The 25,788-nt window shown below is 28.2% G+C and carries 28 protein-coding genes; 17 read left to right on the top strand and 11 right to left on the bottom strand.

Features of this window, described 5'->3' with window-relative positions:
• Positions 1 to 192: 192 nt before the first annotated feature.
• From GQ540_RS02720 to GQ540_RS02710, 3 genes are read left to right on the top strand one after another with little or no spacing between them, the layout of a single operon-like run.
• Positions 193 to 2,403, top strand: coding sequence for an urea transporter (locus GQ540_RS02720; RefSeq protein WP_291796955.1), 2,211 nt, complete (start codon positions 193 to 195; stop codon positions 2,401 to 2,403).
• Positions 2,382 to 3,698: a hypothetical protein gene (locus GQ540_RS02715; RefSeq protein WP_291796953.1), complete on the top strand. Its 1,317-nt coding sequence runs from the start codon at positions 2,382 to 2,384 to the stop codon at positions 3,696 to 3,698. Before GQ540_RS02720 ends, GQ540_RS02715 begins: the two co-directional genes overlap by 22 nt.
• Positions 3,686 to 4,315 carry a tetratricopeptide repeat protein gene (locus GQ540_RS02710; RefSeq protein ID WP_291796951.1) on the top strand — a complete coding sequence of 210 codons (630 nt, stop codon included), beginning with the start codon at positions 3,686 to 3,688 and terminating at the stop codon, positions 4,313 to 4,315. The genes GQ540_RS02715 and GQ540_RS02710 overlap by 13 nt, the downstream gene beginning before the upstream one ends.
• 91 nt (positions 4,316 to 4,406) lie before the next feature.
• Here GQ540_RS02710 and GQ540_RS02705 read toward each other — a convergent pair whose 3' ends face one another.
• Complete coding sequence (locus GQ540_RS02705) at positions 4,407 to 5,462, bottom strand: putative porin (protein ID WP_291796948.1); 1,056 nt, start codon at positions 5,460 to 5,462, stop codon at positions 4,407 to 4,409.
• A 302-nt stretch (positions 5,463 to 5,764) separates the two neighbouring features.
• On the opposite strand from GQ540_RS02705, the gene GQ540_RS02700 reads away from it, so the two are divergent.
• Together GQ540_RS02700 and bshC are read left to right on the top strand one after the other, a co-directional pair.
• On the top strand, positions 5,765 to 6,415 hold the full coding sequence (locus GQ540_RS02700; protein WP_291796945.1) for a methyltransferase domain-containing protein: 651 nt from the start codon (positions 5,765 to 5,767) through the stop codon (positions 6,413 to 6,415).
• Between the two features lie 5 nt (positions 6,416 to 6,420).
• On the top strand, positions 6,421 to 8,016 hold the full coding sequence (gene bshC, locus GQ540_RS02695; RefSeq protein WP_291796941.1) for a bacillithiol biosynthesis cysteine-adding enzyme BshC: 1,596 nt from the start codon (positions 6,421 to 6,423) through the stop codon (positions 8,014 to 8,016).
• Here the strand turns inward: bshC and GQ540_RS02690 are convergent.
• Positions 8,000 to 9,589 (bottom strand): peptide chain release factor 3, encoded by a 1,590-nt coding sequence (locus tag GQ540_RS02690; protein ID WP_291796939.1) that lies wholly within the window; start codon positions 9,587 to 9,589, stop codon positions 8,000 to 8,002. The genes bshC and GQ540_RS02690 overlap by 17 nt on opposite strands.
• Positions 9,590 to 9,728: 139 nt before the next feature.
• Here GQ540_RS02690 and idi point away from each other — a divergent pair, with 139 nt between their 5' ends.
• Positions 9,729 to 10,247: an isopentenyl-diphosphate Delta-isomerase gene (gene idi, locus GQ540_RS02685; RefSeq protein WP_291796936.1), complete on the top strand. Its 519-nt coding sequence runs from the start codon at positions 9,729 to 9,731 to the stop codon at positions 10,245 to 10,247.
• A gap of 9 nt (positions 10,248 to 10,256) precedes the next feature.
• Complete coding sequence (locus GQ540_RS02680; RefSeq protein WP_291796933.1) at positions 10,257 to 10,667, top strand: 6-carboxytetrahydropterin synthase; 411 nt, start codon at positions 10,257 to 10,259, stop codon at positions 10,665 to 10,667.
• Positions 10,668 to 10,706: 39 nt separating this feature from the next.
• Here the strand turns inward: GQ540_RS02680 and GQ540_RS02675 are convergent, their stop codons facing one another.
• The 4 genes from GQ540_RS02675 to GQ540_RS02660 form a co-directional block, all read right to left on the bottom strand.
• Positions 10,707 to 10,913, bottom strand: coding sequence for a DUF2892 domain-containing protein (locus GQ540_RS02675; protein WP_291796930.1), 207 nt, complete (start codon positions 10,911 to 10,913; stop codon positions 10,707 to 10,709).
• Between the two features lie 78 nt (positions 10,914 to 10,991).
• Positions 10,992 to 11,618, bottom strand: coding sequence for a Crp/Fnr family transcriptional regulator (locus tag GQ540_RS02670; protein WP_291796927.1), 627 nt, complete (start codon positions 11,616 to 11,618; stop codon positions 10,992 to 10,994).
• Positions 11,619 to 11,624: 6 nt separating this feature from the next.
• Positions 11,625 to 12,215 carry a hypothetical protein gene (locus tag GQ540_RS02665; RefSeq protein WP_291796924.1) on the bottom strand — a complete coding sequence of 197 codons (591 nt, stop codon included), beginning with the start codon at positions 12,213 to 12,215 and terminating at the stop codon, positions 11,625 to 11,627.
• A 36-nt stretch (positions 12,216 to 12,251) separates the two neighbouring features.
• Entirely contained in the window at positions 12,252 to 13,259 is a 1,008-nt protein-coding gene (locus tag GQ540_RS02660; protein WP_291796921.1) for an adenosine deaminase, read from the bottom strand.
• Positions 13,260 to 13,399: 140 nt separating this feature from the next.
• Here GQ540_RS02660 and GQ540_RS02655 point away from each other — a divergent pair, with 140 nt between their 5' ends.
• From GQ540_RS02655 to GQ540_RS02645, 3 genes are all read left to right on the top strand, one after another.
• Entirely contained in the window at positions 13,400 to 13,939 is a 540-nt protein-coding gene (locus tag GQ540_RS02655; RefSeq protein WP_367205897.1) for a peroxiredoxin, read from the top strand.
• Positions 13,940 to 14,047: 108 nt separating this feature from the next.
• On the top strand, positions 14,048 to 14,314 hold the full coding sequence (locus GQ540_RS02650; protein WP_291796919.1) for a hypothetical protein: 267 nt from the start codon (positions 14,048 to 14,050) through the stop codon (positions 14,312 to 14,314).
• 115 nt (positions 14,315 to 14,429) lie between these two features.
• A complete protein-coding gene (locus GQ540_RS02645) occupies positions 14,430 to 14,627 on the top strand; it encodes a hypothetical protein (protein WP_291796916.1) in 198 nt (65 codons plus the stop codon).
• A 14-nt stretch (positions 14,628 to 14,641) separates the two neighbouring features.
• On the opposite strand, the gene GQ540_RS02640 is transcribed toward GQ540_RS02645, so the two are convergent.
• Positions 14,642 to 15,592 (bottom strand): hydrogen peroxide-inducible genes activator, encoded by a 951-nt coding sequence (locus tag GQ540_RS02640; protein WP_291796914.1) that lies wholly within the window; start codon positions 15,590 to 15,592, stop codon positions 14,642 to 14,644.
• 116 nt (positions 15,593 to 15,708) lie between these two features.
• Here GQ540_RS02640 and GQ540_RS02635 point away from each other — a divergent pair, with 116 nt between their 5' ends.
• Positions 15,709 to 16,179: a Dps family protein gene (locus GQ540_RS02635; RefSeq protein ID WP_291796912.1), complete on the top strand. Its 471-nt coding sequence runs from the start codon at positions 15,709 to 15,711 to the stop codon at positions 16,177 to 16,179.
• A 57-nt stretch (positions 16,180 to 16,236) separates the two neighbouring features.
• On the opposite strand, the gene GQ540_RS02630 is transcribed toward GQ540_RS02635, so the two are convergent.
• The 3 genes from GQ540_RS02630 to GQ540_RS02620 all read right to left on the bottom strand — a co-directional run bounded on the left by GQ540_RS02630 (position 16,237) and on the right by GQ540_RS02620 (position 18,511).
• Positions 16,237 to 17,049, bottom strand: coding sequence for a 1-acyl-sn-glycerol-3-phosphate acyltransferase (locus tag GQ540_RS02630; protein ID WP_291796909.1), 813 nt, complete (start codon positions 17,047 to 17,049; stop codon positions 16,237 to 16,239).
• A 49-nt stretch (positions 17,050 to 17,098) separates the two neighbouring features.
• Positions 17,099 to 17,731 (bottom strand): CoA pyrophosphatase, encoded by a 633-nt coding sequence (locus tag GQ540_RS02625; protein ID WP_291796906.1) that lies wholly within the window; start codon positions 17,729 to 17,731, stop codon positions 17,099 to 17,101.
• A gap of 63 nt (positions 17,732 to 17,794) precedes the next feature.
• The gene (locus tag GQ540_RS02620) at positions 17,795 to 18,511 is read right to left on the bottom strand and encodes an RDD family protein (RefSeq protein ID WP_291796903.1); all 717 of its coding nucleotides are present in this window, start codon (positions 18,509 to 18,511) and stop codon (positions 17,795 to 17,797) included.
• A 105-nt stretch (positions 18,512 to 18,616) separates the two neighbouring features.
• Between GQ540_RS02620 and GQ540_RS02615 the strand changes: the two genes are divergently transcribed.
• From GQ540_RS02615 to GQ540_RS02590, 6 genes are read left to right on the top strand one after another with little or no spacing between them, the layout of a single operon-like run.
• A complete protein-coding gene (locus tag GQ540_RS02615; protein ID WP_291796984.1) occupies positions 18,617 to 19,594 on the top strand; it encodes a stage II sporulation protein M in 978 nt (325 codons plus the stop codon).
• Entirely contained in the window at positions 19,578 to 20,468 is an 891-nt protein-coding gene (locus GQ540_RS02610) for a glycerophosphoryl diester phosphodiesterase membrane domain-containing protein (RefSeq protein ID WP_291796900.1), read from the top strand. Before GQ540_RS02615 ends, GQ540_RS02610 begins: the two co-directional genes overlap by 17 nt.
• Positions 20,469 to 20,484: 16 nt before the next feature.
• Positions 20,485 to 21,222 carry a DUF4129 domain-containing protein gene (locus GQ540_RS02605; RefSeq protein ID WP_291796897.1) on the top strand — a complete coding sequence of 246 codons (738 nt, stop codon included), beginning with the start codon at positions 20,485 to 20,487 and terminating at the stop codon, positions 21,220 to 21,222.
• A 1-nt stretch (position 21,223) separates the two neighbouring features.
• Positions 21,224 to 22,429: a DUF4350 domain-containing protein gene (locus tag GQ540_RS02600; protein WP_291796894.1), complete on the top strand. Its 1,206-nt coding sequence runs from the start codon at positions 21,224 to 21,226 to the stop codon at positions 22,427 to 22,429.
• Positions 22,419 to 23,402, top strand: coding sequence for a MoxR family ATPase (locus GQ540_RS02595; RefSeq protein WP_291796891.1), 984 nt, complete (start codon positions 22,419 to 22,421; stop codon positions 23,400 to 23,402). Before GQ540_RS02600 ends, GQ540_RS02595 begins: the two co-directional genes overlap by 11 nt.
• Positions 23,403 to 23,413: 11 nt before the next feature.
• Complete coding sequence (locus tag GQ540_RS02590; RefSeq protein ID WP_291796887.1) at positions 23,414 to 24,745, top strand: DUF58 domain-containing protein; 1,332 nt, start codon at positions 23,414 to 23,416, stop codon at positions 24,743 to 24,745.
• Here the strand turns inward: GQ540_RS02590 and ppgK are convergent.
• On the bottom strand, positions 24,738 to 25,481 hold the full coding sequence (gene ppgK / locus GQ540_RS02585) for a polyphosphate--glucose phosphotransferase (protein ID WP_291796884.1): 744 nt from the start codon (positions 25,479 to 25,481) through the stop codon (positions 24,738 to 24,740). The genes GQ540_RS02590 and ppgK overlap by 8 nt on opposite strands.
• Between the last annotated feature and the right edge of the window lie 307 nt (positions 25,482 to 25,788).

Here is a 25,788-nt window from a genome sequence, read left to right as displayed (position 1 = left end):
CAGTCTTACAAATTAAAAAGTAATAATAATACGTCATAACGAAGAAGGAACGACTAAAATTACCTGTAATTAAGAAGTTCAAATTTTAAGATTGCTTTGTTGCTCACTTCTCCTTTAGATTTGTAATTACTTTGTCATTCTTGCGAAGGCTGGAATCCATAAAATTATTATATGAAGTCCTATATATTTCAAATGAAAGATAAACTTTTAAAAAAAAGCCTTTTTATTGGAGAAGCTATTTTAACAAGCTACTCACAAATTTTTTTTACTGAAAATAAAATTTTAGCATCAATATTAGTTGTTGTAAGTTTTATTGATTGGTGGACAGGTTTAAGCGGACTTATAGCAGTTTTAACAGCTGTTGGCTTGTCTACAGTTCTTGAATATTCTCCAGTTATTGCTAAACAAGGGCTTTTTAGTTTTAATGCTTTGCTAGTAGGTTTAGGTATTGGCACGTATTTTTTACCAAGTTTAGAAGTATTGTTATTAATTATTGTTGGCGGTACTATCGCTTTTTTTAGCACAATAGTTATTATGGGATTGTTTGCAAAATATAAACTCCCATTTTTAAGTATTCCATTTTTGTTTGGAATGTGGTTAATGCTGTTAGCGTTTCCTTCATTTTCTAAAATAGCGTTAAATACAGAAGCTTTGTATCCTTCTAATATGTTTTTTAAATTAGGCGGAAATACACTTGTTGTAATTGTTGATACACTTACTACTTTTTTTGCTGATACTGGTTTTGACACCTATTTTTTATCATTAGGCGCAATTTTTTTTCAATTTAATATTTTGGCAGGAGTGCTTATCTCAATTGGTTTGTTAATTCATTCTCGAGTTAATTTTTTATTATCATTGGTTGGTTTTTTTGTAGCGTATTGGTTTTACTCATTTTTAGGAATGTACACGGGTTCGTTAAATTATACATACTATGGTTTTAACTTTATATTGTCAGCCATTGCCATTGGTGGTTATTTTTTAATTCCATCAAAAGCTTCATTTGTATGGAGTTTAGTGTTAATTCCTGTATTAGTAGTAACAACAATAGGTTCAGATAGGCTTTTTGCTTCTTTTGAATTATCGGCTTTCTCTTTGCCTTTTAATATGATTGTTATAGGAGTTTTATACGCGTTTAAAATACGTTACAATCAAGCAAAATCACCAATTTTAACCTTAATTCAGCAAAAAAATCCTGAAACTAATGCGTATTTATTCGATAGTCATTCAGCAAAGGAATATGCCGCTTTTACAATCCCTATTCGTTTGCCATTTATGGGACAATGGACAGTAAATCAAGGTCATGATGGTGCTTATACACACAAATTTTTTTTTAAATATGCTTGGGATTTTATTATTAAAGATGCTATTTCAGGAAAAGAATTTCAAGGAGAAGGACTATTAACAAGTGATTATTATTGTTTTGATAAACCAGTAATTGCTCCTGCAATGGGAACTGTTGTGGCAGTTGTTAATACTATTGAAGATAATGAAATAGGTGTTGCAAATACACTTCAAAATTGGGGAAATACAGTTGTAATACAACACGATATGTATTTGTTTTCAAAAGTAAGTCATTTAAAAAAAGGTTCAATTACCGTACATATTGGTGATGTTGTTGTTGAAGGTCAGGGAATTGGAAAATGTGGTAATTCTGGTCGTTCTCCATACCCACATTTACATTTTCAATTGCAATCTACTTCAAAAATTGGTGATCAAACTACGTTTTGGCCATTGTTTGAATATATTGTGAAAGATGATAACTCATCATTAAATTTGGTAGAAAAAGGAATTCCGAAGGAAGGAGAAACTATAGCTACTATTTCTACAGTTACTTTATTGCAAAATGCTTTTAAATGGAATCCTGGTGATGAATTTGAGCTAAGAATAATGAAAGATGCTGAGAAAGAAGTTAGTTATTCAATTATAAATGAGGTTGATAGTTATAACCAGTCTTATTTGCACTGCTTAAAAACAAATGCAAAACTGTATTATGAAAATAATGGCAAAACGTTTTCTAGCTTAAATTATTTGGGTTCTAAAAGAAGTGCGTTGTTTTATTTTTATCGTTCTTTTTATAAAGTAGTGTTAAGCGATCAAACTAATTTGTTGATAAAAACAAGGTTTCCTGTACATCATTTATACCGATTTCCTTTATTAACAATTCAAGATTTTTTAGTTCCTTTAGTCCTATTTTTAAAAGGTAAATATCAACTTTCTTATAAAGAAACGGAGCAAACGTTTAGTCCTCAAAATATGGAACTTCAATCTAAAATTGAAGGAAATAAAAATCGCGTACTATTTTCAGCTAACAGTGTAGTATTTAAAAATAAGACGATACATATTGAATGTAAAACCTCAAAAAATTCAAAAATTAAATTAAAATGGGAAAACAACTTACAGTAATATTGGTTTTGTGGTTGGTAACTGCTGCCAATGCACAAAAAGCATCCTTATCATTTAAACAAGTAGATAGCACAACGTATGCACTTTATTTAAAACAGGATTGGAAGCCTTTATTAGCTTTAGGGAAAGAATCTAGAGCTGCAGGAATTGATTTTTATTATTTGAAAGTTCGTATGGGAATTGCCTATTTTAAAGAAAATAAAATGTTAAATGCCATTCAATTATTAGAAGAAGCATATGCGGTTGATACGTATGATGTTGTAGTGCAAGAATATTTATATTGGTCATATCGTTATAGTGGTTTGTTATTAGAATCACGTTTATTTTATGATAAAATGAATAAGAAGTTAAAAGAATCCATTAATTTGGAATATCCCTTTGTAAGTTCTTTAAGTTTAAATGTATTGGCAACTAACAATGTAGATTATGATGCTTTATTAAAAGCCGATACAAATTCAGAAGATGGAGATATACGTTTATTTCCTGAAAATTATCAGTTGTATTCATTAGGGCTTAGCCATCCTTTGTCAAAACGAGTAAATTTATTTCATCAGCTTTCAGTAATGTCAACTACATCAGTTCAGCAAGGAAATAGCGGAGATTTACTTGAAAACCAGACATATAAAGGAAGCGAAACACGCTATTATGCAGATGTAACTGTTGCTTTAGGAAATAGATGGTATTTAGATACATTTATACATGTTGTTTATGGAGATTATGATAATTTAAATGTAGATACTACAATTCCTGTTGGAGGACCAGGAAGATCAACTTCATCATCTTCAACTATAAATTATAGCGATATTGTTTTTGGTGGTTCATTGTCAAAAGCTTCATACTTTATGAGAAATACCATAAATGTTTCGGTTTCTAATTTAAATGGTTACAACCAATTTCAAGCAGGTTATAATATGGCTTTATACCCTTTAGGAAGCACTTTATTTGTGCCATTTGGAGGTCTTCAATATCAAAATGAAGATCCAGATTCAAGCACGATTTTTACAGGAGGTTTATCTGTTAACACCGAAAAGTTTTCAATTGTTGGTTACGGAACTGTTGGTGATATGCATAACTTTACAGCTAATAATGGAGCAGTACTTTACAATCAAGCTGCAACAGCATTGAATGAATTTGGAGCAGTAGTCCAATTTTTTACTAAAAGTTCAACTATAAAAGTAGGTTATTCTTTTATGGAGCTAGAAGATAATTATTATACTGAAAATTTAGATAGCACATCAAAAGTATTTACATTTAACCAACAAAATATAACAGCAGGAATTACATGGAAATTTTAAGAAAGATAAGTATTATAGGATTGTTTATTTTATGTGTGAAACCCGTAGTATTTGCACAAGTAAATTTTACAAATTTACAAGAAGCATTTAGTAAAAGTTATTCATTTGAAGCAGATGGGGATTATAAATTAGCCGCAGATGAGTTAAAAGGTTTATACGATGAAAACTCCTATGAAACCAATTTACGTTTAGGTTGGTTAAACTATATGGCCGGAAATTTTACCGAATCTATTATTTTTTATAATAAAGCAAGTGAATTGATGCCTTATGCTGATGAACCAAAATTTGGAACTATTTTTCCATTAGCTGCCATAGGTAATTGGGAAGAAGTAATAATTATATATAAAAGTATTTTAGAAAATTCGCCACATAATACCAAAGCAATGTATTATTTAGGAACTATTTATTACAATCGTTCACAATTTGACAAAGCTCAAATGTATTATAAACAAATAGTAGATTTATATCCTTTTGATTATGATGGTTTATTAATGTATGGCTGGACAAATTTGCAACTGGGTAAAAAGAAAGAAGCAAAAGTGTTATTTCAAAAAGCACTATTAAATAAACCAAATGATGTATCAGCATTAGAAGGATTGGCATTGGCAACTAAATAAAATAAGTTAGATTGTCTTTTTGAACAATTTTATGGTTAGTTGTTTTGTAAAGTTTAAGAATTAAGGCTGTTTTAATTAAATTAGATGACTTCTAAAATTTAATATTTAAATCTAAACGAATTCTTGTTCCAGTTTCAAGTGTTGTTCCTGTGGTTTCTAGTCCTTCCACAAAATAAGTTCTTAAAACAGTATTGAATTGTTTGTTAATTTTATATTTAATTCTGAATTCGTGTCCATCAAAATTACTAGAACGTGTGTAGTCACTAGTTCCCCAACGCACCCAATCATCTTGAGCAAAAAAATCAACTAAAGCATATTTTTCAACATGTGCATAATAATATCCAAATTGAAATTTCTTAATGCTATACAATAAACTTCCTACGTAACCAGTTGTTTGATCTTCAAAAACATCAGCAATATCAGAGTTGTTTTTATAATCAGATAAATTTTCAAAATAATCTAAACCAAGTACCAAACCAATTTTGTTGAATTTGTATTGTAAACTTGTAGCCCAAATTTTATAATCTATTAAGAAAGTATGTGTTCCGTCTGGTTTATCAGGAATGTCATTTCCTTTAATAAAACCACTTGATAGTGTTAAATTATTCTCTCCAATAGTAGTATTTAATTTTAATTGAATGATAGATAAACTAGTATCATCACTAAAGTTTTCACCTGAGTGGCCAACAATAAAATGACCCAAAACAGGTGTTAATTTAGATTTTTCACTTAAATTAAAACTTCCTCCAAAAGCAATTCCCTCTGGATTTACATCTCCATCCCAAAGAAATTCATTTTGTTCCCAAAAAGGCATGCTGTTTTTACCAGCCCAAGCCCAAAGTCCTTTGTTAGATTTTAATTTTAGAAATGCTTTATCTATTGAAAAATCATCACTATGAAATTCTTTTCCTAGCGTAACATGTGGTGATTGTTGATTTGCAGGGTTTCCTGAACGAACACGCCCGCCAAATTCAATATTTTTGATTAATGTATAGTTAAATCCAAATCTTAAACGATAACGTAATCGATCTCTGTCATCTCTTGTTGTACCATCTGTTTTGTCAGAATTTCTATCCATTTCAGTTCTAAAACGCACATCTCCATAAAGTTTTAATTTTTTAGTGTTGGCTTGTGAATACGTGTTCATAGAAATGAAAGAAAGAAAAATAATTACTATGATTTTTGGTAAATGGTTCATGTTGGTTTGGAGTAGTTTGAATAGGATTTTGATATAATATTTTGCAAAATTATTATTAATCCACTAAAAAGGAGTGATAAATATCAGGGTTGATCAATTATTTTAAGGTCTTAAAGTTTATTGATGAAGCGTTCTACGATTCTCATTTTTATCTTTTAAAGAATAAAATGTTAAATATTTGTTAGCTATTTTATTCAATTTCGACAAACAGTCAAAATTGTTTACTTTTATCAAAATAAATAGATTTACTAATGGAAGATAATTTAGTACCAAATTACGACTTTGAAAAGCACTGGAATAATGCGTATCAAAAAACACCTGCTGATAGTTTAGGTTGGTATGAAGAAGATCCAATTCCTTCCCTGCAATTAATTTCAGAGTGTAATTTACCAAAAGATGCTTTAATTTTTAATGCCGGTGTTGGTGCAGCAACATTAATAGAATTATTATTAAATAAAGGATATTCAAATATTGTTGTAAATGATATTGCAGCTTCAGCATTAACTGAATTGAAAAATAATTTAACAGAATATAAGAATGCTGAGGTTAAATTTATTGTCGATGACTTAACAAATCCATCAGAATTACTAAAATTAAAAAATGTTGATGTATGGCATGATAGAGCTGTATTACATTTTTTTACTACTGAAGAACAACAAAAAGCTTATTTTGATTTAATTAAAAAAGTTATACGTTTAAAAGGATATGTAATTTTGGCCGAATTTAATTTAGAAGGTGCAAAAAAATGTAGCGGTTTAGATGTGTTTAATTATAACGAAGCTATGTTACAAGAACGTTTAGGTACTGATTTTAAGTTATTAAAGTCGTTTAATTACACGTATACACAACCTTCGGGTGGTTTAAGAGAATATGTATATACTTTATTTCAAAGAACAGTTTAAATTTAATGAAAGTACATCATATTCCATTTCAAAAAACAGGCTACTTTTCGCCTATAATTTGTGACTATTTAGACAAGAATCCTAAATTATCTTCATTTTATGGCAATTTTCCTGATTTAGCAGGATTTAAAAAACAGCTAAAACTTAAAAAAGAATCATTTCAACCCAATTCAAGAAAGGTTTTGGTTGAAGCATTAACACATCAATATAAAACTACTAAAACTTCTCAAAAAACACATCAAAATATTGAACTGCTTTCAGAAGAAAATACCTTTACTATTACAACTGGCCATCAGTTAAATATATTTACAGGCCCGTTGTATTTTTTATATAAAATAGTAAATACTATAAACTTAGCAAAGCACTTAAAAAAGGAATTTCCTCATCAGAATTTTGTGCCAATTTACTGGATGGCAACTGAAGATCACGATTTTGAGGAAATAAATTTTTTCAATTTAAAAAATAAAAAAATTGCTTGGAACCGACAAAGCAGTGGAGCAGTTGGTAGGTTAAAAACAAACGATTTTGATACTGTTTTTGAAGAGTTCTCAAAATTGATTGGAACTACAAAAAATGCAAATTATTTAAAAGAATTATTTAAAAACTCATATTTAAAACATAATAATTTAACTGCTGCTACTCGTTATTTAGTAAATGAACTTTTTGGGGAATATGGTTTGGTAATTATTGATGGTGATGACGTACAATTAAAACAACAATTTACACCAATTATTAAAGATGAGTTGTTGAATAATAGGTCATTTAAAGAAGTTTCTAAGACAAATAATGAATTAGGTAAAAACTACAAAATACAAGTAAACCCTAGAGAGATTAACTTATTTTATTTAAAAAAGGACTTAAGAGAACGCATAATTTTTGAAGACAATAGTTTTAAGGTTAATAATACAACAATTGCATTTTCTAAAGATGAATTGTTGGAAGAAGTCACAAATTATCCAGAACGTTTTAGTCCAAATGTAATTATGCGACCATTGTTTCAAGAGATAATTTTACCAAACATATGTTATATTGGTGGAGGTGGAGAATTGGCTTATTGGTTTCAATTAAAAAATTACTTTAATGCTGTAAAAACACCTTTTCCAATTTTATTGTTACGAAATTCTGTATTGTTAGCTTCAGAAAAACAATTAATAAAAAGTGCTAATTTGAATATTTCTTTGGAAGAATTGTTTGTTAAACAAGAATATTTAATTGCCAAAAAAGTAAAAGAAATTTCTAAAATTGAAATAGATTTTTCTGAACAAAAGAAACATCTAGAGCAGCAATTTATCAATTTAAAAGAACTAGCTAAACAAACTGATATTTCTTTTTTAGGTGCTGTAAATGCACAAGAAAAAAAGCAGCTAAACGGAATTTCTAATTTAGAAAAACGATTGTTAAAAGCACAAAAACGTAAACTTTCTGATGTTGTTGAAAGAATTACAAAGCTACAAAATGAGCTATTTCCAAATCAAAATTTGGAAGAACGTATACGTAACTTTTCTGAAATATATTTAGAACTTGGAACTGAATTTATACCTATGCTATTAAATACTTTACAGCCGTTGCAATTACAATTTAGTGTTATTGAAACTCACTAGTAAAGTGTAATTTAACCGTTGGATATTTACTTTGTGTCATTTGAATTGTAAATGCTGAATCTGCTAAAAACACTAATTGTCCTTGTTTGTCTTTAGCTAAAAAACGCTGTTTAATACGTTTAAATTCTTTAAATTCATCATTTTTAATGTCCTCAGGTTCAACCCAGCAGACTTTATGTAAGGGTAAGTTTTCGTAACTACAAGTTGCGCCATATTCGTGCTCTAAACGGTATTGGATAACTTCATATTGTAAAGCACCAACAGTACCAATTATTTTTCTACCGTTTAAATCTAAGGTGAATAATTGGGCAACACCTTCATCCATAAGTTGATCTAAACCTTTGGCTAATTGTTTAGATTTTAAAGGGTCGGCATTATTAACATATCTAAAATGTTCAGGTGAAAAACTTGGAACACCTTTAAAGTTTAGATTTTCACCTTCGGTTAACGTATCGCCAATTTTAAAGTTTCCTGTATCTTGTAAACCAACAATATCACCAGGGAAAGATTCATCAACAATTTCCTTTTTTTCAGCAAAAAAGGCATTTGGACTAGAAAATTTCATTTTTTTATTATTTCGAACATGTAAATAAGGTACATTTCGTTTAAAAGTTCCTGAAACAATTTTTATAAAAGCTAAACGATTTCTGTGATTTGGATCCATATTTGCGTGGATTTTAAACACAAAACCAGTCATTTTTTCTTCTTTTGAATCTATTAAACGCTCTTCAGAATTTTTGGGTTGTGGTGAAGGAGCAATTTCAATAAAACATTCTAATAACTCTTTAACTCCAAAATTATTTAAAGCTGAACCAAAAAATACAGGCTGTAAATCCCCGTTTAAATACTCTTCTTTGTTAAAAGGTGGGTAAACTTCAGTAACTAATTCTAATTCTTCTCTTAATGTTTCAGCTGGAGTTTCTCCAATAATTTCATCTAATTCAGGAGTAGAAATATCAGTAAATTCTACACCTTCTGATATGGTTTGTTTATTATCTCCAGAAAATAGATTTATTTTCTTTCCATACACATCATAAATTCCTTTAAAATCATACCCCATTCCAATAGGGAAACTTAAAGGTGTAACTCGTAATCCCAATTTTTGTTCAACTTCATCTAATAAATCAAACGCATCTTTTCCTTCACGATCTAATTTATTGATAAATACAATTATTGGAATTTTACGCATTCTGCAAACTTCAACCAGTTTTTCAGTTTGTTCTTCAACACCTTTTGCAACATCAATTACAACAATTACACTATCTACTGCAGTTAAAGTTCTAAAGGTATCTTCAGCAAAATCTTTATGCCCAGGCGTATCTAAAATATTTATTTTTTTGTCTTTGTAAATAAAAGCAAGTACTGAAGTAGCTACAGAAATACCACGTTGACGCTCAATTTCCATAAAATCGGAAGTGGCACCTTTTTTTATTTTGTTGTTTTTTACTGCACCAGCTTCTTGAATTGCACCACCAAATAATAACAATTTTTCGGTTAATGTTGTTTTACCAGCATCAGGGTGAGATATAATTCCAAATGTACGTCTGCGTTCTATTTCTTCTAAAAAACTCATATTCAAATTTTGAGGTGCAAATTTAGGAATTTAAAGATTAAAGATTGAAATATAAAAGATTAAATGTTAGCTTATTTCAGTCATTCAATTATTTAATCTTTCAATTGAAAATTGTAAATTTGTTGCAATTCAAAAGATAATGAAAGAAGAACAGGTAATTTTAGTAAACGAAAAAGACGAACAGATTGGTTTAATGCCAAAAATGGAGGCGCATGAAAAAGCTGTATTGCACAGAGCATTTTCAGTATTTATTTTTAATGATAAAAGCGAGTTAATGTTGCAGCAACGTGCAGCTGATAAATACCATTCACCTTTGTTATGGACAAATTCTTGTTGTAGTCATCAGCGAAATGGAGAAAGTAATTTAGAAGCGGGTAAACGTCGTTTGCAAGAAGAAATGGGTTTTGTTTGTGAGTTGAAAGAAGTAACATCATTTATTTATAAAGCACCGTTTGACAATGGTTTAACTGAACACGAATTAGACCATATTATGATTGGGTATTATAGCGAAAACCCAATAATTAATAGGGAAGAGGTTGAAAGTTTTAAATGGATGACTGTTGAAGAAGTGAAAAATGATATGTTATTGCACACTGAAATTTATACTGAATGGTTTAAAATAATTTTTGAAAAATATTATAGTTTTATCAGTAAATAAAAATTATAAATGAAAGTAACCGTAAATAGAAAAGCACATTTTAATGCTGCTCATAGATTATACAACGCAGATTGGACAGATGCGAGAAACGCAACTGTATTTGGTAAATGCGCAAATCCAAATTATCATGGGCATAATTATGAGTTAATTGTTTCTGTGAAAGGTGAAATTCATCCAGAAACTGGTTTTGTGATGGATATGAAGGTGTTAAAAGAATTGATTGATGTTGAAATTGAAGAGAAATTCGATCATAAAAATTTAAATGAAGAAGTTGAGGCTTTTAAAACTTTAAACCCAACTGCTGAAAATATATCAGTGGTAATTTGGAATAAACTTCGCTTAAAAATTGATGAAAACTTAGAACTTTCAATTACACTTTACGAAACTCCAAGAAATTTTGTAACCTATTGTGGTGAATAAAAAAAGAAGCTTTTAAAAGCTTCTTTTTTTATGATATTATTACTCTTTTTTGCAAGTGCTTAATCCAAAAGGAGCGTATAACGGACAAAAACTTATAAAGCTTGTAAGTACAAAAACGCCAGCTAATGCTAAAAGAACAATACCTAAAGTTCCTGGAATTAAATCTGTAGCAAAATATAATACAGCAATTATAACAGCTATTAATACTCTTAACATCTTGTCAATGTTTCCCATGTTTTTTTTCATAATAAAAAAGGTTTAGTTTAAAATTTAATTCAAAATTATTCTAAATATAAGTAATTAGCAGTGACTGTAGTCACCACTCTACAAAATTTCAATTTTATTTGTGAGTTGTTTCACTTTGTTTTCTCCTTCTAATTTTTTTATAAGTCGGCTAATAACTTCACGAGCAGTACCTAATTCATTCGCAATTTGTCTGTGTGAAATTTTAATAGGATTTTTTTGGGTAATGTCCTTTTTCTCAACTAAATAAGTATAGAGTCTTACATCTAATTTATCAAACAAAAGATGATTGATTGTTTTTAACAATTCATTGTATCTAACATTGTATTGTTCAAAAAATAATTGGTTGAAATTAGGAAAGTTTTTAGCCCAATTATCAACTTTATTAACGGGTAATAATAAAACAGTGGTATCTTCCTCAGTAATTGCAAATACTTGGCTTGGTGTATTTTTTAAACTTGCTGAGAACGACATTACGCAACTTTCGGCCGGTTTTATGTAGTACAATAATAGTTCTTTGTCTTCGTATCTAGAAAATACTTTTATTAAGCCATTTAATACTATTGGAATTACTTTTACAAATTGACCTTCGCGAAGTAATTCCGTGTCTTTTTTAAACTGCATTGTTGTAGATGATGCTAAAATATCATTCAATAATGAACTTCCTAAAAATGAAAGTTCTGTTTTAATTAATTCATCTACATTCATTTATAATTATTCTTTTTTCTGTTTATTTAATTCATCTTGTAATTTACGCATTACTTTTTGCTCACGTTCTAAAGCTCTTTTTCTGTGAGTTTCAAACTCTTCTTCTGTTTCTTTTAAATTTGATTCGGCTTGCTTTATAATACTATAACTTTGTTTGTATTGTATAATAAAGAAAGTAAGTAAAGCTGCTAAACCACAAATAATTAAAACCATGAGTGTTTTAAAAAATGACTTGCTAAACTGAATACCTAAGAAAGAAATACTTTGTTTTTCGTTACTTAAAACAGTTGTGTTTTTTTTTGAAATAACCAATGAATCTCTTAAACTATCTATGGTGGTTTTTTGAGAATTGATAGTTTTGTAATTTGTTAAAATTTCTTTTTTTGATACAGCTAAAGTATCAGAAACATTGTTTTTTAACGTAACTAACCAGTTAAGTTTTATATTCTTATAATCTTTATATGAATACGATTTATCAATTAAATAGTCAAATTGATTTTTTACAGAACCAGTATCAATATAAACTTTGTTTGCTTGGCTAAAGGCACTTGTAGTAATAATAAATAGTACAATAGCAATGTTAATTTTATTTCTCATAGTTTGTTAGTTATTTAAAAGTAACGAAGTTTAAATTTACTTATTGTTAGTGTAATATACTTCTAATTCATTTAAATACAATTGTTTTTTTGTAGTATCTAACAATGAATATTGAAAAGAATTTTTAGCAAGATTGTAAATTTCTTCTTTTGATAAATTTAATGCTTTTTGAATTTCTAAGTAGTTTTTATTTACTTGCCCACCAAAATAAGCAGGATCATCAGAATTTATGGTAACTTTTAAACCTAAATCCATCATTTTTTTTAGCGGATGATTTTTTAAATCATCAACAACTTGTAATGCCGTATTAGATAATGGGCAAACAGTTAAAGCCATATCTCGTTTTACTATTTCTTCAACTAATTTTTCATCTTGAAGTGAATTGTTACCGTGGTCAATACGCTTAATTCCTAAAATATCAATAGCCTCCCAAACATAATCTGCTGAGCCTTCTTCACCAGCGTGTGCAACAGGAATATAACCTTCATTAACGGAAGCTTCATATACATTTTTAAATTTTGAAGGAGGATTTCCTTTTTCAGAAGAATCTAAACCTACAGCAGTAATTTTATCTTTAAAAGGTATTGATTGCTTTAATGTTTTAAAGGCATCATCTTCGCTTAAATGGCGTAAATAACTCATAATTAATAAAGAAGTAACTCCTAGTTTTTCTTCAGCGTCATCACAAGCTTTAGAAATTCCATTTATAACGGTTTCAAATGAAATACCACGCTCAGTATGTGTTTGTGGGTCAAACATAATTTCAGTATGACGTACATTTTGAGACGCACATTTTTGTAAATAACTATAGGTTAAGTCGTAAAAATCTTGCTCGTTAATTAAAACACCAGCTCCTTGATAATAAATATCTAAAAAGTCTTGTAAACAATCAAATTTATAGGCTTCTTCAATTTCTTCAACTGAATTGTATGGAATAGTAATATTATTTCTTTTTGCAATTTCAAACATTAATTTAGGTTCAAAAGACCCTTCAATATGTAAATGTAATTCAGCTTTTGGTAAGTTTTCAATAAAATTTTTCATTTGTATTCTTTTTTTTATATGGTAAAATGTAATTATAATTACATGTATTTAGTTTGTGTAGAAACAATGTCTTAATCATATTTCATACTGCAAAATTAATCATTTAAATAAATTAATTGATATTTGTTAAAAACTTATAGATGAAAAAAATTATAGCTGTAGTAATTATAGTTGTAAGCTTAATTTTTTTAAGCTTTAAAATGAATGATAATAGTATGAAAAAACTTGAAGTTGGAGATAAAGTACCGTCATTTAAGCTAAATGATCAAAATGGAAATGCGTTTACAGTTAATAGTTTAATTGGAAAGCCAATGGTTATTTATTTTTATCCAAAAGATGATACACCAGGTTGTGTAAAAGAAGCTTGTAAGTTTAGAGATGACTTTGAAGATTTTTTAAAACTTGAAGCCTTAGTTATTGGAATTAGCGCTGATAATGTAGAGTCTCACAAGAAATTTGAAGAGAAATATAATTTACCATTTACGTTATTAGCTGATATTAATAATGAAGTAAGAAAACTGTTTGGAGTTAAAAAAAGTATGGTCTTTTTGCCCGGACGTGTAACTTACGTGATAGATAAAAGTGGCATTGTACAATATATTTTTAATAGCCAGTTTGGAGCAGAAAAGCACATTGAAAATTCATTAAATATTTTAAACAGTTTAACTAAAGTTAACTAAAACCATTATTTAAACAATTTGTACGTAAATTATAGTTAATTTTTGATGTTTTTGTGGCTAAATTCATCAAAATCTCGTAAATTTGCAATGTAAAAAATAGAAAGAAATATGGCAAGTATTAAAAATTTAAAAAAAGATATTAATTACGTATTAGGTGATATAATTGAAGAGTGTTATGCTTGGGAATTATTAAACCCAAAAGCAACTACAAAAGGTACTGAAGCTATTATAGATGAAGCAATAGTAACTTTTGATGCATTAATTGAAAAAGTTCACATAAAAAATGTTGAAAGCAAGAAAGCACATTTTAAAAGTTTAAATTTAGAACTTGAGAAAAATGCTAATAAACTGCTTGAAAAAATAAATAAATTGTAAGTTTTCGCAAGTGAACGGTGATTAGTAGTTGTTTGTGTTATTTTTTTTTGTATATTTATGTACTAAAAAAATTAATTTAGCGTTTTAAGTTTAACCAACTAAAATCTTTTAAAATATGGCAAGAGCAATGTTTGAGTACACTAAGACAGTACTTGAAAAAGTTAGTTTCAATAAAGACTTATTTAAAAAAGAATTGGAAAAAGCAATAAATAGGTTACTACCTTTTGAAATAAAAGAATTATATTTTTGGCTAAGAGAGTTTACGGTAAATAAACCAGACCTACATACTTGTTTAGCTTTAGTTAAAAATTAAAAAAAAGAGGAGTCTTACAAGACTCCTCTTTTTTGTTGAATAGGACTTATTATTTTAACATCGTTAAAAGCAATAACGCCTCTAATAATTCCATCTATCGCATTTTTTAAGGCTTCAATAAGCTGAATTTTTAATTGAGATTTGTGATAAATAAGACTTACCTCTCTTGCAGGTACAGGCTCATTAAATTCACGTAAATATTTTTTGTCTTCTTGGCTTGTATCTAACGTTTGTAAATATGGTAGTAAAGTCATACCTAAACCTTCTTTAGAAAGTTTAATTAAAGTATTAAAACTACCACTATGCAATTGAAAAGATTGATTTGCTTTTCCAAAAGTGCTACACAAATTAAGAATACTTTCTTTAAAACAATGGCCATCTTCTAATAATAAAATATCTTCTATATTTAAATCATCTACTTCAATTTTAGAATTGCTAAATAAGCGATGCTCTGTAGGAACAAAACCAACAAAAGGTTCGTAGTAAAGTATACGTTCCTTAATCGCCTCGTTCTCTAGAGGTGTTGCTGCAATTGCAACATCAATGTGTCCGTCAGCTAATTTTTTTACAATATCTTCAGTCGTTAATTCTTCAATTTTTAAATTGACTTTAGGATACTTTTTAATAAAAGATTTTAAAAATAAAGGTAATAATGTTGGCATAATAGTAGGAATAATCCCTAACCTAAAATCACCACCAATATAGCCTTTTTGTTGATCTACAATATCAGTAATTCTATTGCTTTCATCAACAATAATTTTTGCTTGTTCAATAATTTTATTACCAATTTCGGTTAACTGAATGGGTTTTTTCTTTCTGTTAAAAATTTGAGTGTTTAATTCTTCTTCAAGCTTTTGAATTTGCATACTTAATGTTGGCTGCGTAACAAAACAATGCTCAGATGCAATGGTGAAATTTTGATGTTCAGCAACTGCTAATACGTATTTAAGTTGTGTAATAGTCATTTGTATAAATATTTTTGATAAAGATATTAAAACTATCAATATTAACTATATGTTATTGAGTTTATTTTTGAATAAATTTGTAATAGAAATAAAAATAACATAAAAAACGCAAAAATATGAATACAACAATTTTAGGATTAGACAGTAAAAAGACAAAAAATGTAGTAATTAATTTAAATAACTTACTAGCAAATTTTCAAGTGTATTACCAAAATTTAAGAGGATTACATTGGAATATTAAAGGAAAATCATTTTTTGAATTACATATTAAATTTGAAGAGTTTTATACAGATTCTCAAGAAAAAATTGATATGATTGCTGAGCGCATATTAACATTAGAAGGTACACCATTGCACACTTTTTCTGAATATTCAGAACTGTCAAAAGTAAAAGTTGGTAAAAATATTAGTAAGGATGTTGATGGAGTTGAACTAGTTGTAAACTCTTTATCAGAATTATTAAAAATTGAAAGACATATTTTAAATGAATCTGACGATGCTAATGATGAAGGAACAAACTCAATGATGAGTGATTTTATTGCAGAGCAAGAAAAAACAATTTGGATGTTAAATGCGTGGCTGAAATAATAATTAAGTTTAATTGAAAACAAACACAGCTTTTAAAATCTAAAAGCTGTGTTTGTTTTAATATACATCCCAAAAAGTTCTTTTTTTGTTTAATTCTTCTTCAGATTTTTTATATTCTTCAGGAGGTGTTACTTTTAAAAAAGAGGGATGTTGTTCTATCTCTATTTCTATTCTTTTAACAATTTCATCAATAGTATCATTTTCATAATCAATTTCCATAGGTTTTTTAATAACCATAGTTTGCAGTACATTTCTTTTCTTAATCATTAATCCTTTTTTATCAAAAGACCTTCTAAAACCATCAATTACAATAGGAATTACTACAGGTTTATAAGTTTTAATAATATGAGCTGTTCCTCTTCTAATAGGTTTAAAAGGTTTTGTTGTTCCTTGTGGAAATGTAATAACCCAACCATCATCTAAAGCTTTTCCAATGTTACTAATATCAGATTGTTTTACTTGTCTGTTTACATTTTGACCAGCACTTCTCCAAGTTCTATCAATAGAAACGGAGCCTATATATGCAAATATTTTAGGTAATAAACCAGATTTCATGGTTTCTGCAGCAGCAACATAGTATATGTTTAACTTAGGGTTCCATATATAACCAATATTTTTTAAAGAATCTACTCTTCCTTTTAGTGAAGCATTAAAAACATGAAACATTGCGGCTACATCAGCAAAATATGTTTGATGATTTGAAACAAATAATACATTTGAATCTTGTAATTCTCTAATAATTTCTGAGCCTTCAATTTGAAGTCGGTTAAATCGTCTATATCTTCCGTGAGAAACAACTCCGAAAATACGTACAAGCCATCTTTTTAAAAATAAAATATGTCCAAAAGGGTTTCTTTTAAATATTGGCATTATGGTTGGTTTGGTTTTGAATGAGTTACAAATCTAAGCAAAAAATAGTTTATATTTTTTTTAATAATTCTTTGATTTCATTCAGCATCATTGCGGTTGCACCCCAAACAATGTAATTGTTTAATACAAAGCATGGTACCTTAATATTTTTAGCGTATGAAGTTGATAAGGTAGTTGTTGTTATTGATTTTTCATTTAGTAAATCATGAACAGTCACTGAGATGATTTCAGCAACTTCATGATTTTTTTCGAAAGTTGGAATTGCATCTAAATACCCTAAAAATGGTGTTACTACAAAATTGCTTGGAGGAATAAACACATCTGTCATTTGTTTAAAAACAACAATATTATCTTCTAAAACCCCTACTTCTTCATTGGTTTCACGTAAGGCAGTATTTTTAAGTGAAGTATCTTTTAATTCAATTTTTCCGCCAGGAAAACTTATTTGAGAAGAATGAGTTCCATTATAATTTGCACGTAATGTTAATAAAAAGCAAGTTTCATTTTTGTTATTTGGGTAAAATAATGCAACTACAGCAGCTTTTTTAGGATTTAAGGCATTAATTTTTTCTTCAGAATAGCGTAACCTTAATTTTGGAGCTAAACTAAATTGTGCATCTAAACCACCAATTGAATGTTGTTTTAAAGTTGATATATGCTTTTTAAAATGAGTGAAATTCATTATTTTTTTGAATAAGATAAAGGTAATTGAAAATTGCCATAGCTAATCATATTAAAACTATAATTAGCGTTGTGTAAAATAGTTATAATCTTTAATAACTACATCAATAAAATTGATAGGAGGCATTTCAGTCGTAATTTCAGTAATATCAATAATTTTTTGATAAAGCTTTAAAATTGTATTATGATTTCCATTTCTTTTAGCTTTTAAGTATAATTCTTTGATAGTTTGAATGTCTTTATCATTTAACAAAGTAACTTGAGGGAAAGTAGGTTTGTATTCATCAGGAATATCAACTAATAAAGTGTCAGAAATTGAAATAGTATTTTTTTCTGAAATTACAGTTGTTCCGGCAGCCAAATCGCCTAAACGTTGTCCTTTTCCATTTAATAAAATAGTGAGAAGTGCTACAGAACCTGAAGCTAAGCTGATATCAATTAATCGTAAAACCCAACGAATTAAATAACTACCAAATGTTGGTTTAGAACCATCAAGTTTTGTAACTCTAATTTTACCAACATATTTGCCCGGTGTTTGTCCGTTCATTAAAGTTTCAAAAAGTAAACTGTAAAAAAATACAGGCAAACTTAAAAGTACATAAAAAACATATAAAGACTCATTTAAACGAAGTCCAAGCGCGTTAAGTATTAAATATATTATTAGATAATAACCTGCAATAATTAGCATGTCAACTAAAAAAGCACCAATGCGAGTACTCAGTGGTGCAACATTTTGATGAATTGTTACATTTTGTGCGGTTTCTATATGAAAATTATCCATTTTATATACGTTCTTTTTTTGGCTGATACAATTTGATTTTTTACATTCGTTCACTTGAATGTTGAGAATAGTTGTAAAACTATTGAAAAGACAAAAGTAAAAAAAATGCGTGAAGCTTCATTTGTAAAAAGAAATAAAAATAAGTGGCTGTTATTTGAAAATGTTCTTGATAATAAAGAACAAGTTTCACCAGATAAGCTATCTGATTTATACATTGAAATTACCGATGATTTAAGTTATGCTAAAACTTTTTATGCTAAAAGTAATACCGAAAAATATTTAAATTCTATAGCTTCAAAAGCACATCAAAAAATTTATAAAACCAAAAAAGAAAGTAAAAATAGATTACTTACTTTTTTTAAAACAGAATTTCCATTGCAATTTGCTCAATACCATAAACAATTGGGTATTGCGTTTCTAACTTTTTTATTTTTCACAATAATTGGCGCTTATTCAGCCGCTAATGATGGAGATTTTGTTCGTTTAATTTTAGGTGATGATTATGTAAACACAACTTTAGAAAACATTGAAAAGGGTGATCCAATGGCGGTTTACAAAAAAATGGACGAAACAAATATGTTTATTTTAATTACTTTAAATAATATTAAAGTAGCTATGACAGCTTTTGTTTTTGGCATGCTTTTTTCAGTTGGCACCTTATTTATAATGATGCGTAACGGAATTATGTTAGGCTCGTTTTTATACTTTTTTTATGAAAAAGGATTGCTTTGGGAATCGTCTAGAACCATTTGGATACACGGAACTATAGAAATTTCTGTAATAATAATTGCAGGTTGTGCAGGTTTAGTGTTAGGTAATGGACTGTTATTCCCTAAAACATATTCACGATTAACATCTTTCACAAATAGTTTTAAAGCCGGTTTAAAAATTATGGTGAGTACCATACCTTTTTTTATAATTGCAGGGTTTTTAGAAGGATTTATAACGCGTCATACAGAAATGCCAAATTGGTTGGCATTATTTATTATAATAACATCATTTATTTCAATTGTATATTATTATGTAATATACCCCATAAAATTAACCAAACTTAAACAACAAAAAGATGAGCAATTTCATTGAATTTAAAAAAGAACGTGATTTAGGAGCAATTATAACAGATACTTTTACTTTTATACGTGAAAATTGGAAAGATTACTTTTTAACGGTATTTAAAATTATTGGACCCGTATTATTAATTGGTGCTGCACTATTGGTTTTTGCAATGATTTCTTATTCAGGTGCCATTAAAGGAATTGTAAATGTAAATCAATCTGCTCCAGATCCTTCAGCAGTATTTGGAAATATGTTTGGTATGTTTGGTTGGCTTTTAGCAATGTTTGCTGTTTTTGGTATTGTTTATACATTATTAGCTGAAGTTTCTTTGTATTATGTTCAGTCCTATATAAAAAATAATGGAGTTGCTAATTTTGATGAAGTTAAAGAAAAAACCTATGCAAATGTTTGGAAATTTTTAGGGTTAGGAATGTTAGCAATTTTAATGATGATTGTAGCTTACGTACTTTGTTTTTTTCCAGTTATTTATATTTCAATTGTGCTAACACTAGCAATGCCAATTATGGTTTTTGAAAACAAAAGTGTAGGTGACACTATTTCTCATTGTTTTACATTAATTAAAAATGAATGGTGGAATACTTTTGGAGTTGTTTTTGTAATAGGCTTATTGGTTGCCATGTTAGGTTTTATTTTTTCGATACCATCATTAATCTATCAATTAGTTTCTATGGGAACTTCTATGATGAATGAAGATCCAACAGCTATATTGGGAATTTTGGAAGATCCTATTTATCTAGTCCTTAATTTGTTAGCGTATTTGGGTAAGTTTTTGTTTTATTCAGTTACTTTAGTTTCTTCAGCATTTATTTATTTTGATTTAAATGAGCAGAAAAACTTTACAGGTACTTTTGAAAAAATTGAAAATATAGGAAACGATTAAAACTTTGTAAATAGCAATGCGTACACTATTATTTTTCTTTTTTATACTATTCTCAGTTAGTGTTTTAGCGCAGACTGATTCATTGAAGGTGAAAAATGATAAAAGTACTATTCAACAAAAAAAGTTCAACACCAACAATTTAGAGAACTACAAATCTAATAAAGATTTTATATATGAAAAAGATACTGCGAAAGCTGAACCATCTTTTTTTGAGCGTGTTTTTAATTGGATAATTCGTCAGCTTTCTCGTTTGTTAGAATGGATTTTTGGTGTAAAATATGCAAAAGGAATTTTAGCAAATATTCTTACAGCGTTGCCTTACATAATTGCAGGAATTGTACTGTTTCTGTTGTTTAAATTTTTCTTAAAAGTAAATTCAAATTCAATAATAACAACAGCAAAAAATAAACCAGTTGTTTTAATTACTGAAGAAGAAGAGTTAATTAAAACAAAAGATATTTTGATGCTAATTCAAAAGGCAATATCGCAAAAAAACTACCGTTTAGCAGTTCGTTATTATTATATTAATATGTTAAAAGAGCTTGAAAGTAAGAGGTTAATAACTTGGGAACAGCAAAAAACAAATGAAGATTATAGCAAAGAAATTGAACCTAAAGTAATTCAAAAATCTTTTGTGAGTTTAACACGACTGTACGATTTTATTTGGTACGGAAATTTCACAATTAACGAAACCGAGTTTATGCGAGTAGCATCAGATTTTTCACAAATAACTCATTTAATTCAAAAAAAATAAGTTGAACACAAAAAAAATTATATACAGCATTGCTTTTTTAGTGTTAGTTTTTGGGCTTATTTACCTTGAAACTACTAAAAAAACACCTGTAAATTGGTTTCCAAGTTATGTTGCAAAACATAAAATACCTTATGGAACTTTTGTGTTACGAGAAGAACTATTCAATTTATTTCCTTCTGAAGAAATAACAACTATAAAAATACCACCTTATATTTATTTGGAAGATACTACACGTGCTGGAACTTACTTTTTTGTTGATGAAACTTTAAATTTTGGAAATGCTGAGTTTTTACGTTTAATGAAATTTGTTGAAAGAGGCAATACTGTTTTTATTTCAACTCATGGAATGAATATTGACACCTTAAATTTTGAGACAAAACAATTAGTAAGTAAAAATTTAGATGAAAAAGTTACTTTTAAATTTAAAAACAACGTATTTAAAGGAAAAGAATATTCTTATGATAGACCTTTTGTAAATCAGGTTTTTACAAAAATAGACACTTTAAATTCAACTATTTTGGGCATTACAGGATATGTAAATGATAATGAAGAAAGAACAGAAGAAGGTGTGAATTTTGTAAAGTTTACCTATGGGAAAGGCGATTTTTATTTTCATACATTTCCTGAAGTCTTTACAAATTATTCAATACTAAAACCTTCAAATCATCAACACGCAGCAAATGTTTTATCCTATTTAAGAGATGATTTACCCATTTTGTGGGATTCATATTATAAAACAGGAAAAAGTAAAATAACATCTCCAATTTATTATTTGCTAAATAATAAATACTTAAAATGGGCTTATTATATGGTGTTAATAGGCGTATTTTTCTTTATTATTTTTGAAGGAAAACGAAAGCAGCGTAAAATTACAGTGTTAACACCTTTAAAAAATCAAACAGTTGCTTTTACACGCACTATAGCAAATATGTATTTTGAAAAACAAGAGCATAAAAATATTGCAGAACATAAAATAAATTATTTATTGGCGTTTATTAGAACTAAATTGAATATCCCTACAACAACCATAGACACTACTTTTTATAAATATGTTTCATCTAGAAGTGGGAATTCTTTAGAAAGTGTTGAAAAATTATTTCAATATTGTGATGAAATTCATTTAAAAAATGACGTAACAACGAATGAACTTATGCAATTAAATTCAATGATAGAAAATTTTAAAAAAACAATTCAATATGGAAAATAACGATTTGAATTTTGATACTAGAGTGAATCTCGATAATTTGAAAAATGCTGTAACTCAAATAAAAACTGAGTTGGGAAAAATAATAGTTGGTCAAGAAAATTTTATTGACTTACTACTTGTTGCATTATTAGCTGACGGACATGTATTAATTGAAGGTGTGCCAGGTGTTGCAAAAACAATTACAGCCAAATTATTGTCTAAAACAATTGATACAGGTTTTAGCAGACTTCAATTTACACCAGATTTAATGCCAAGTGATGTTCTAGGAACTTCAATTTTAAATATGAAAACTTCAGAGTTTGAATTTAAAAAAGGGCCTATTTTTTCAAACTTAGTTTTAATTGATGAGATTAACCGAGCACCAGCGAAAACACAAGCTGCTTTGTTTGAAGTGATGGAAGAACGTCAAATAACAATTGATGGTAGCACGTACAAAATGAAACCTCCGTTTATGGTTTTAGCAACTCAAAACCCAATAGAACAGGAGGGAACGTACGCATTGCCAGAAGCACAATTAGATCGTTTTTTATTTAAAATTGATGTTGGTTACCCTAATTTAGAAGAAGAAATTTTAATTATAAAAACACATCAAGAAAGAAAAGGAGTTTTACCACAAACGTTAATTTCAGCATTAATTTCTGAAGCAGATTTACTAACATATAAAAATAAAATTTTTGATGTTTTAGTTGAAGAAAAAATAATGAAATACATTGCTCAATTAATCACTAAAACTAGAAACCATCCGCATTTATATTTAGGAGGTTCTCCAAGAGCGAGTATTGCAGTTTTAAATGCGTCAAAAGCTTTTGCTGCAATTAATGGTCGTGATTTTGTAGTTCCAGAAGATATTAAAAAAGTAATTTCACCTGTGTTAAGACATCGAATAATTGTAACTCCTGAACGTGAAATGGAAGGCATGACAGCTGATAAAGTGATTGATATTATTGTGCAATCTGTTGAAATTCCAAGATAAAATCATATTTAATGAATTTTATTAAAAAATTATACATACACGAACGTTTTTATGCATACATAACTATTATTGCTGCAACATTTTTGGTTTCTTTTTGGTTTCCAATTTTATATGTTATAGCCTGGTATTTAGTTATAATTTTAGGTGTGTTATTTGTTAGTGATGTGTTTTTACTTTTTAAAGATAAAAAAGGTATTTCTGCAAGAAGAATTTTAACTCAAAAATTTTCAAATTCAGATAATAACCCAATTCCAATAACAATTAAAAATAACTATAATTTTAAAATTGAAGTTAAAGTAATTGATGAATTACCTGAGCAATTTCAAAAAAGAGATTTTGAACAAGTTTCATCTATTAATCCTTCAAATGTTTGGGAATTTGAATATACAGTTAAACCTGTGGAACGAGGCGAATATTACTTTGGAAAATTGAATGTGTATGTTTCAACGTTTTTAAAAATTGTTTCAAAAAGGTATCAATTTCAAGAGAATGAAAAGGTTGCTGTCTATCCTTCATACATTCAAATGAAAAAGTATGAATTTTTAGCAATGAGCAATCGCTTAACTGAATTTGGGTTAAAAAAAATTAGAAGAATTGGACATACGTTAGAATTTGAACAAATTAAAAATTACATAATTGGTGATGATGTACGAACTATAAATTGGAAAGCTACTGCAAAGCGTTCACAATTAATGGTAAATCAATATCAAGATGAAAAATCGCAACCAATCTATTCTATTATAGATACAGGAAGAGTCATGAAAATGCCTTTTGAAGAGTTAAAATTATTGGATTACTCAATAAATGCTACGTTAGCATTTTCAAATATTGCACTTCGTAAAAATGATAAAGCTGGTTTGTTAACTTTTTCAAAAAAGGTTGATACAGTAGTTGCTGCAAGTAATAAAAAAACGCATTTAAATACTATAAATGAAGCGTTATACTCAATTTCTACTCAGTATTCTGATTCTGATTATGGATTTTTATATGCCTTTATAAAAAGAAAAATTACACAAAGAAGTTTACTTATTTTATATACAAATTTTGAGCATATTTCATCGTTAAAGCGTCAGATACCATTTTTAAAGGCTATTGCAAAGCAGCATTTATTAGTTGTGGTATTTTTTGAAAATACTGAGTTAGATGATTTAATAAATGAAAATGCAGAAGATTTACAAACTATTTATCATAAAACAATTGCTGAAAAATTCGCCTACGAAAAAAGATTAATAGTTAAAGAATTAGAGAGTAAAGGTATTTACGGAATTTTAACAAAGCCACAAAAACTTACTGTAAATGTGATTAATAAATACCTAGAATTTAAAGCTAAAGGATTTATTTAATTTGATATTTAGCAGCCATTGCAGCACCAATTATTCCAGCTTCATTTTCAGCTTCAGCAGGGATTATAGGCACATCAATATCAATTTTTGCTTCAAATTTATCAAACTTTTTACTTGCTCCACCACCAATAATAATTAAATCGGGAGATAGTAATAAATTAATATGTTTAAAATATTTATGTAATCTTTTTCCCCAAGCTTTACGACTTAAATCATCTCTTTTTCTTGCTGAGTCTGAGGCATATTTTTCAAAAATTTCTCCATTTTTATAAAGTACATGCCCAAATTCAGTGTTTGGTAACAATTTACCGTCTAAAAATAAACCAGAACCAATTCCAGTACCTAAAGTAATCATAATTACGGTTCCTTTTACACCTTTTCCAGCTCCAAAATTAATTTCAGCAAGCCCGGCAGCATCAGCATCATTTACTATTGAAAAATCGTTTCCAGTTTTAGATTTAAATAATTTATCTACTTGAGTTCCTTTCCAATCTTCATGCAAATTTCCACCTGTTAAACATTTTCCATGTTGTAAAGGAGTTGGGAAACCACAGCCTACTAAACCTTTCCAATTAAAATGGTTTACTAATTGTTGAATGGTATCTGCAACAGCTTCGGGTGTAGCAGGTTTTGGTGTTGGTATTCTATGTCTTTCGGTGGTTAATACTCCAGATTCTACATTTACTAATGCGCCTTTTATTCCAGTTCCTCCAACATCAATTCCTAGTATTTCCATATTCTATAAATGAAATTTTAAGTTTTAAAAGAACAATGTTATAGAAAATATATTACATATAAAATGATAGTTGTTACTTTTATTGTTTTTTTTTAATATAACTATAGTATAATAAAAAAACCACCTCAAATTTTGAGGTGGCTAAATTACTTTTTAAGTTTAGTTCTAATGCCTTAGGATAATCAGAGCTAAAGCTTTTTGGTAATTATATGTTAAAGGTAAAACTTGCTTCATTGAAAATTAATGATATAAATCATTAATTAAAAATATTTTTTTAAAATTCTCATTATGAATAGAGTAAAGCAGT

It is taken from the genome of Lutibacter sp., assembly GCF_013139515.1.
In the GTDB taxonomy this organism is placed as follows: Bacteria; Bacteroidota; Bacteroidia; order Flavobacteriales; family Flavobacteriaceae; genus Lutibacter.
Note: the sequence above shows the minus strand (reverse complement) of the source record. Positions and strands in the feature narration are given on the sequence as shown.

Coding starts and splice junctions, on each gene's coding strand:
- GQ540_RS02720 (WP_291796955.1), top strand. CDS start 193: ATGAAAGATAAACTTTTAAAAAAAAGCCTTTTTATTGGAGAAGCTATT.
- GQ540_RS02715 (WP_291796953.1), top strand. CDS start 2,382: ATGGGAAAACAACTTACAGTAATATTGGTTTTGTGGTTGGTAACTGCT.
- GQ540_RS02710 (WP_291796951.1), top strand. CDS start 3,686: ATGGAAATTTTAAGAAAGATAAGTATTATAGGATTGTTTATTTTATGT.
- GQ540_RS02705 (WP_291796948.1), bottom strand. CDS start 5,462: ATGAACACGTATTCACAAGCCAACACTAAAAAATTAAAACTTTATGGA.
- GQ540_RS02700 (WP_291796945.1), top strand. CDS start 5,765: ATGGAAGATAATTTAGTACCAAATTACGACTTTGAAAAGCACTGGAAT.
- bshC (WP_291796941.1), top strand. CDS start 6,421: ATGAAAGTACATCATATTCCATTTCAAAAAACAGGCTACTTTTCGCCT.
- GQ540_RS02690 (WP_291796939.1), bottom strand. CDS start 9,589: ATGAGTTTTTTAGAAGAAATAGAACGCAGACGTACATTTGGAATTATA.
- idi (WP_291796936.1), top strand. CDS start 9,729: ATGAAAGAAGAACAGGTAATTTTAGTAAACGAAAAAGACGAACAGATT.
- GQ540_RS02680 (WP_291796933.1), top strand. CDS start 10,257: ATGAAAGTAACCGTAAATAGAAAAGCACATTTTAATGCTGCTCATAGA.
- GQ540_RS02675 (WP_291796930.1), bottom strand. CDS start 10,913: ATGAAAAAAAACATGGGAAACATTGACAAGATGTTAAGAGTATTAATA.
- GQ540_RS02670 (WP_291796927.1), bottom strand. CDS start 11,618: ATGAATGTAGATGAATTAATTAAAACAGAACTTTCATTTTTAGGAAGT.
- GQ540_RS02665 (WP_291796924.1), bottom strand. CDS start 12,215: ATGAGAAATAAAATTAACATTGCTATTGTACTATTTATTATTACTACA.
- GQ540_RS02660 (WP_291796921.1), bottom strand. CDS start 13,259: ATGAAAAATTTTATTGAAAACTTACCAAAAGCTGAATTACATTTACAT.
- GQ540_RS02655 (WP_367205897.1), top strand. CDS start 13,400: ATGAAAAAAATTATAGCTGTAGTAATTATAGTTGTAAGCTTAATTTTT.
- GQ540_RS02650 (WP_291796919.1), top strand. CDS start 14,048: ATGGCAAGTATTAAAAATTTAAAAAAAGATATTAATTACGTATTAGGT.
- GQ540_RS02645 (WP_291796916.1), top strand. CDS start 14,430: ATGGCAAGAGCAATGTTTGAGTACACTAAGACAGTACTTGAAAAAGTT.
- GQ540_RS02640 (WP_291796914.1), bottom strand. CDS start 15,592: ATGACTATTACACAACTTAAATACGTATTAGCAGTTGCTGAACATCAA.
- GQ540_RS02635 (WP_291796912.1), top strand. CDS start 15,709: ATGAATACAACAATTTTAGGATTAGACAGTAAAAAGACAAAAAATGTA.
- GQ540_RS02630 (WP_291796909.1), bottom strand. CDS start 17,049: ATGCCAATATTTAAAAGAAACCCTTTTGGACATATTTTATTTTTAAAA.
- GQ540_RS02625 (WP_291796906.1), bottom strand. CDS start 17,731: ATGAATTTCACTCATTTTAAAAAGCATATATCAACTTTAAAACAACAT.
- GQ540_RS02620 (WP_291796903.1), bottom strand. CDS start 18,511: ATGGATAATTTTCATATAGAAACCGCACAAAATGTAACAATTCATCAA.
- GQ540_RS02615 (WP_291796984.1), top strand. CDS start 18,617: ATGCGTGAAGCTTCATTTGTAAAAAGAAATAAAAATAAGTGGCTGTTA.
- GQ540_RS02610 (WP_291796900.1), top strand. CDS start 19,578: ATGAGCAATTTCATTGAATTTAAAAAAGAACGTGATTTAGGAGCAATT.
- GQ540_RS02605 (WP_291796897.1), top strand. CDS start 20,485: ATGCGTACACTATTATTTTTCTTTTTTATACTATTCTCAGTTAGTGTT.
- GQ540_RS02595 (WP_291796891.1), top strand. CDS start 22,419: ATGGAAAATAACGATTTGAATTTTGATACTAGAGTGAATCTCGATAAT.
- GQ540_RS02590 (WP_291796887.1), top strand. CDS start 23,414: ATGAATTTTATTAAAAAATTATACATACACGAACGTTTTTATGCATAC.
- ppgK (WP_291796884.1), bottom strand. CDS start 25,481: ATGGAAATACTAGGAATTGATGTTGGAGGAACTGGAATAAAAGGCGCA.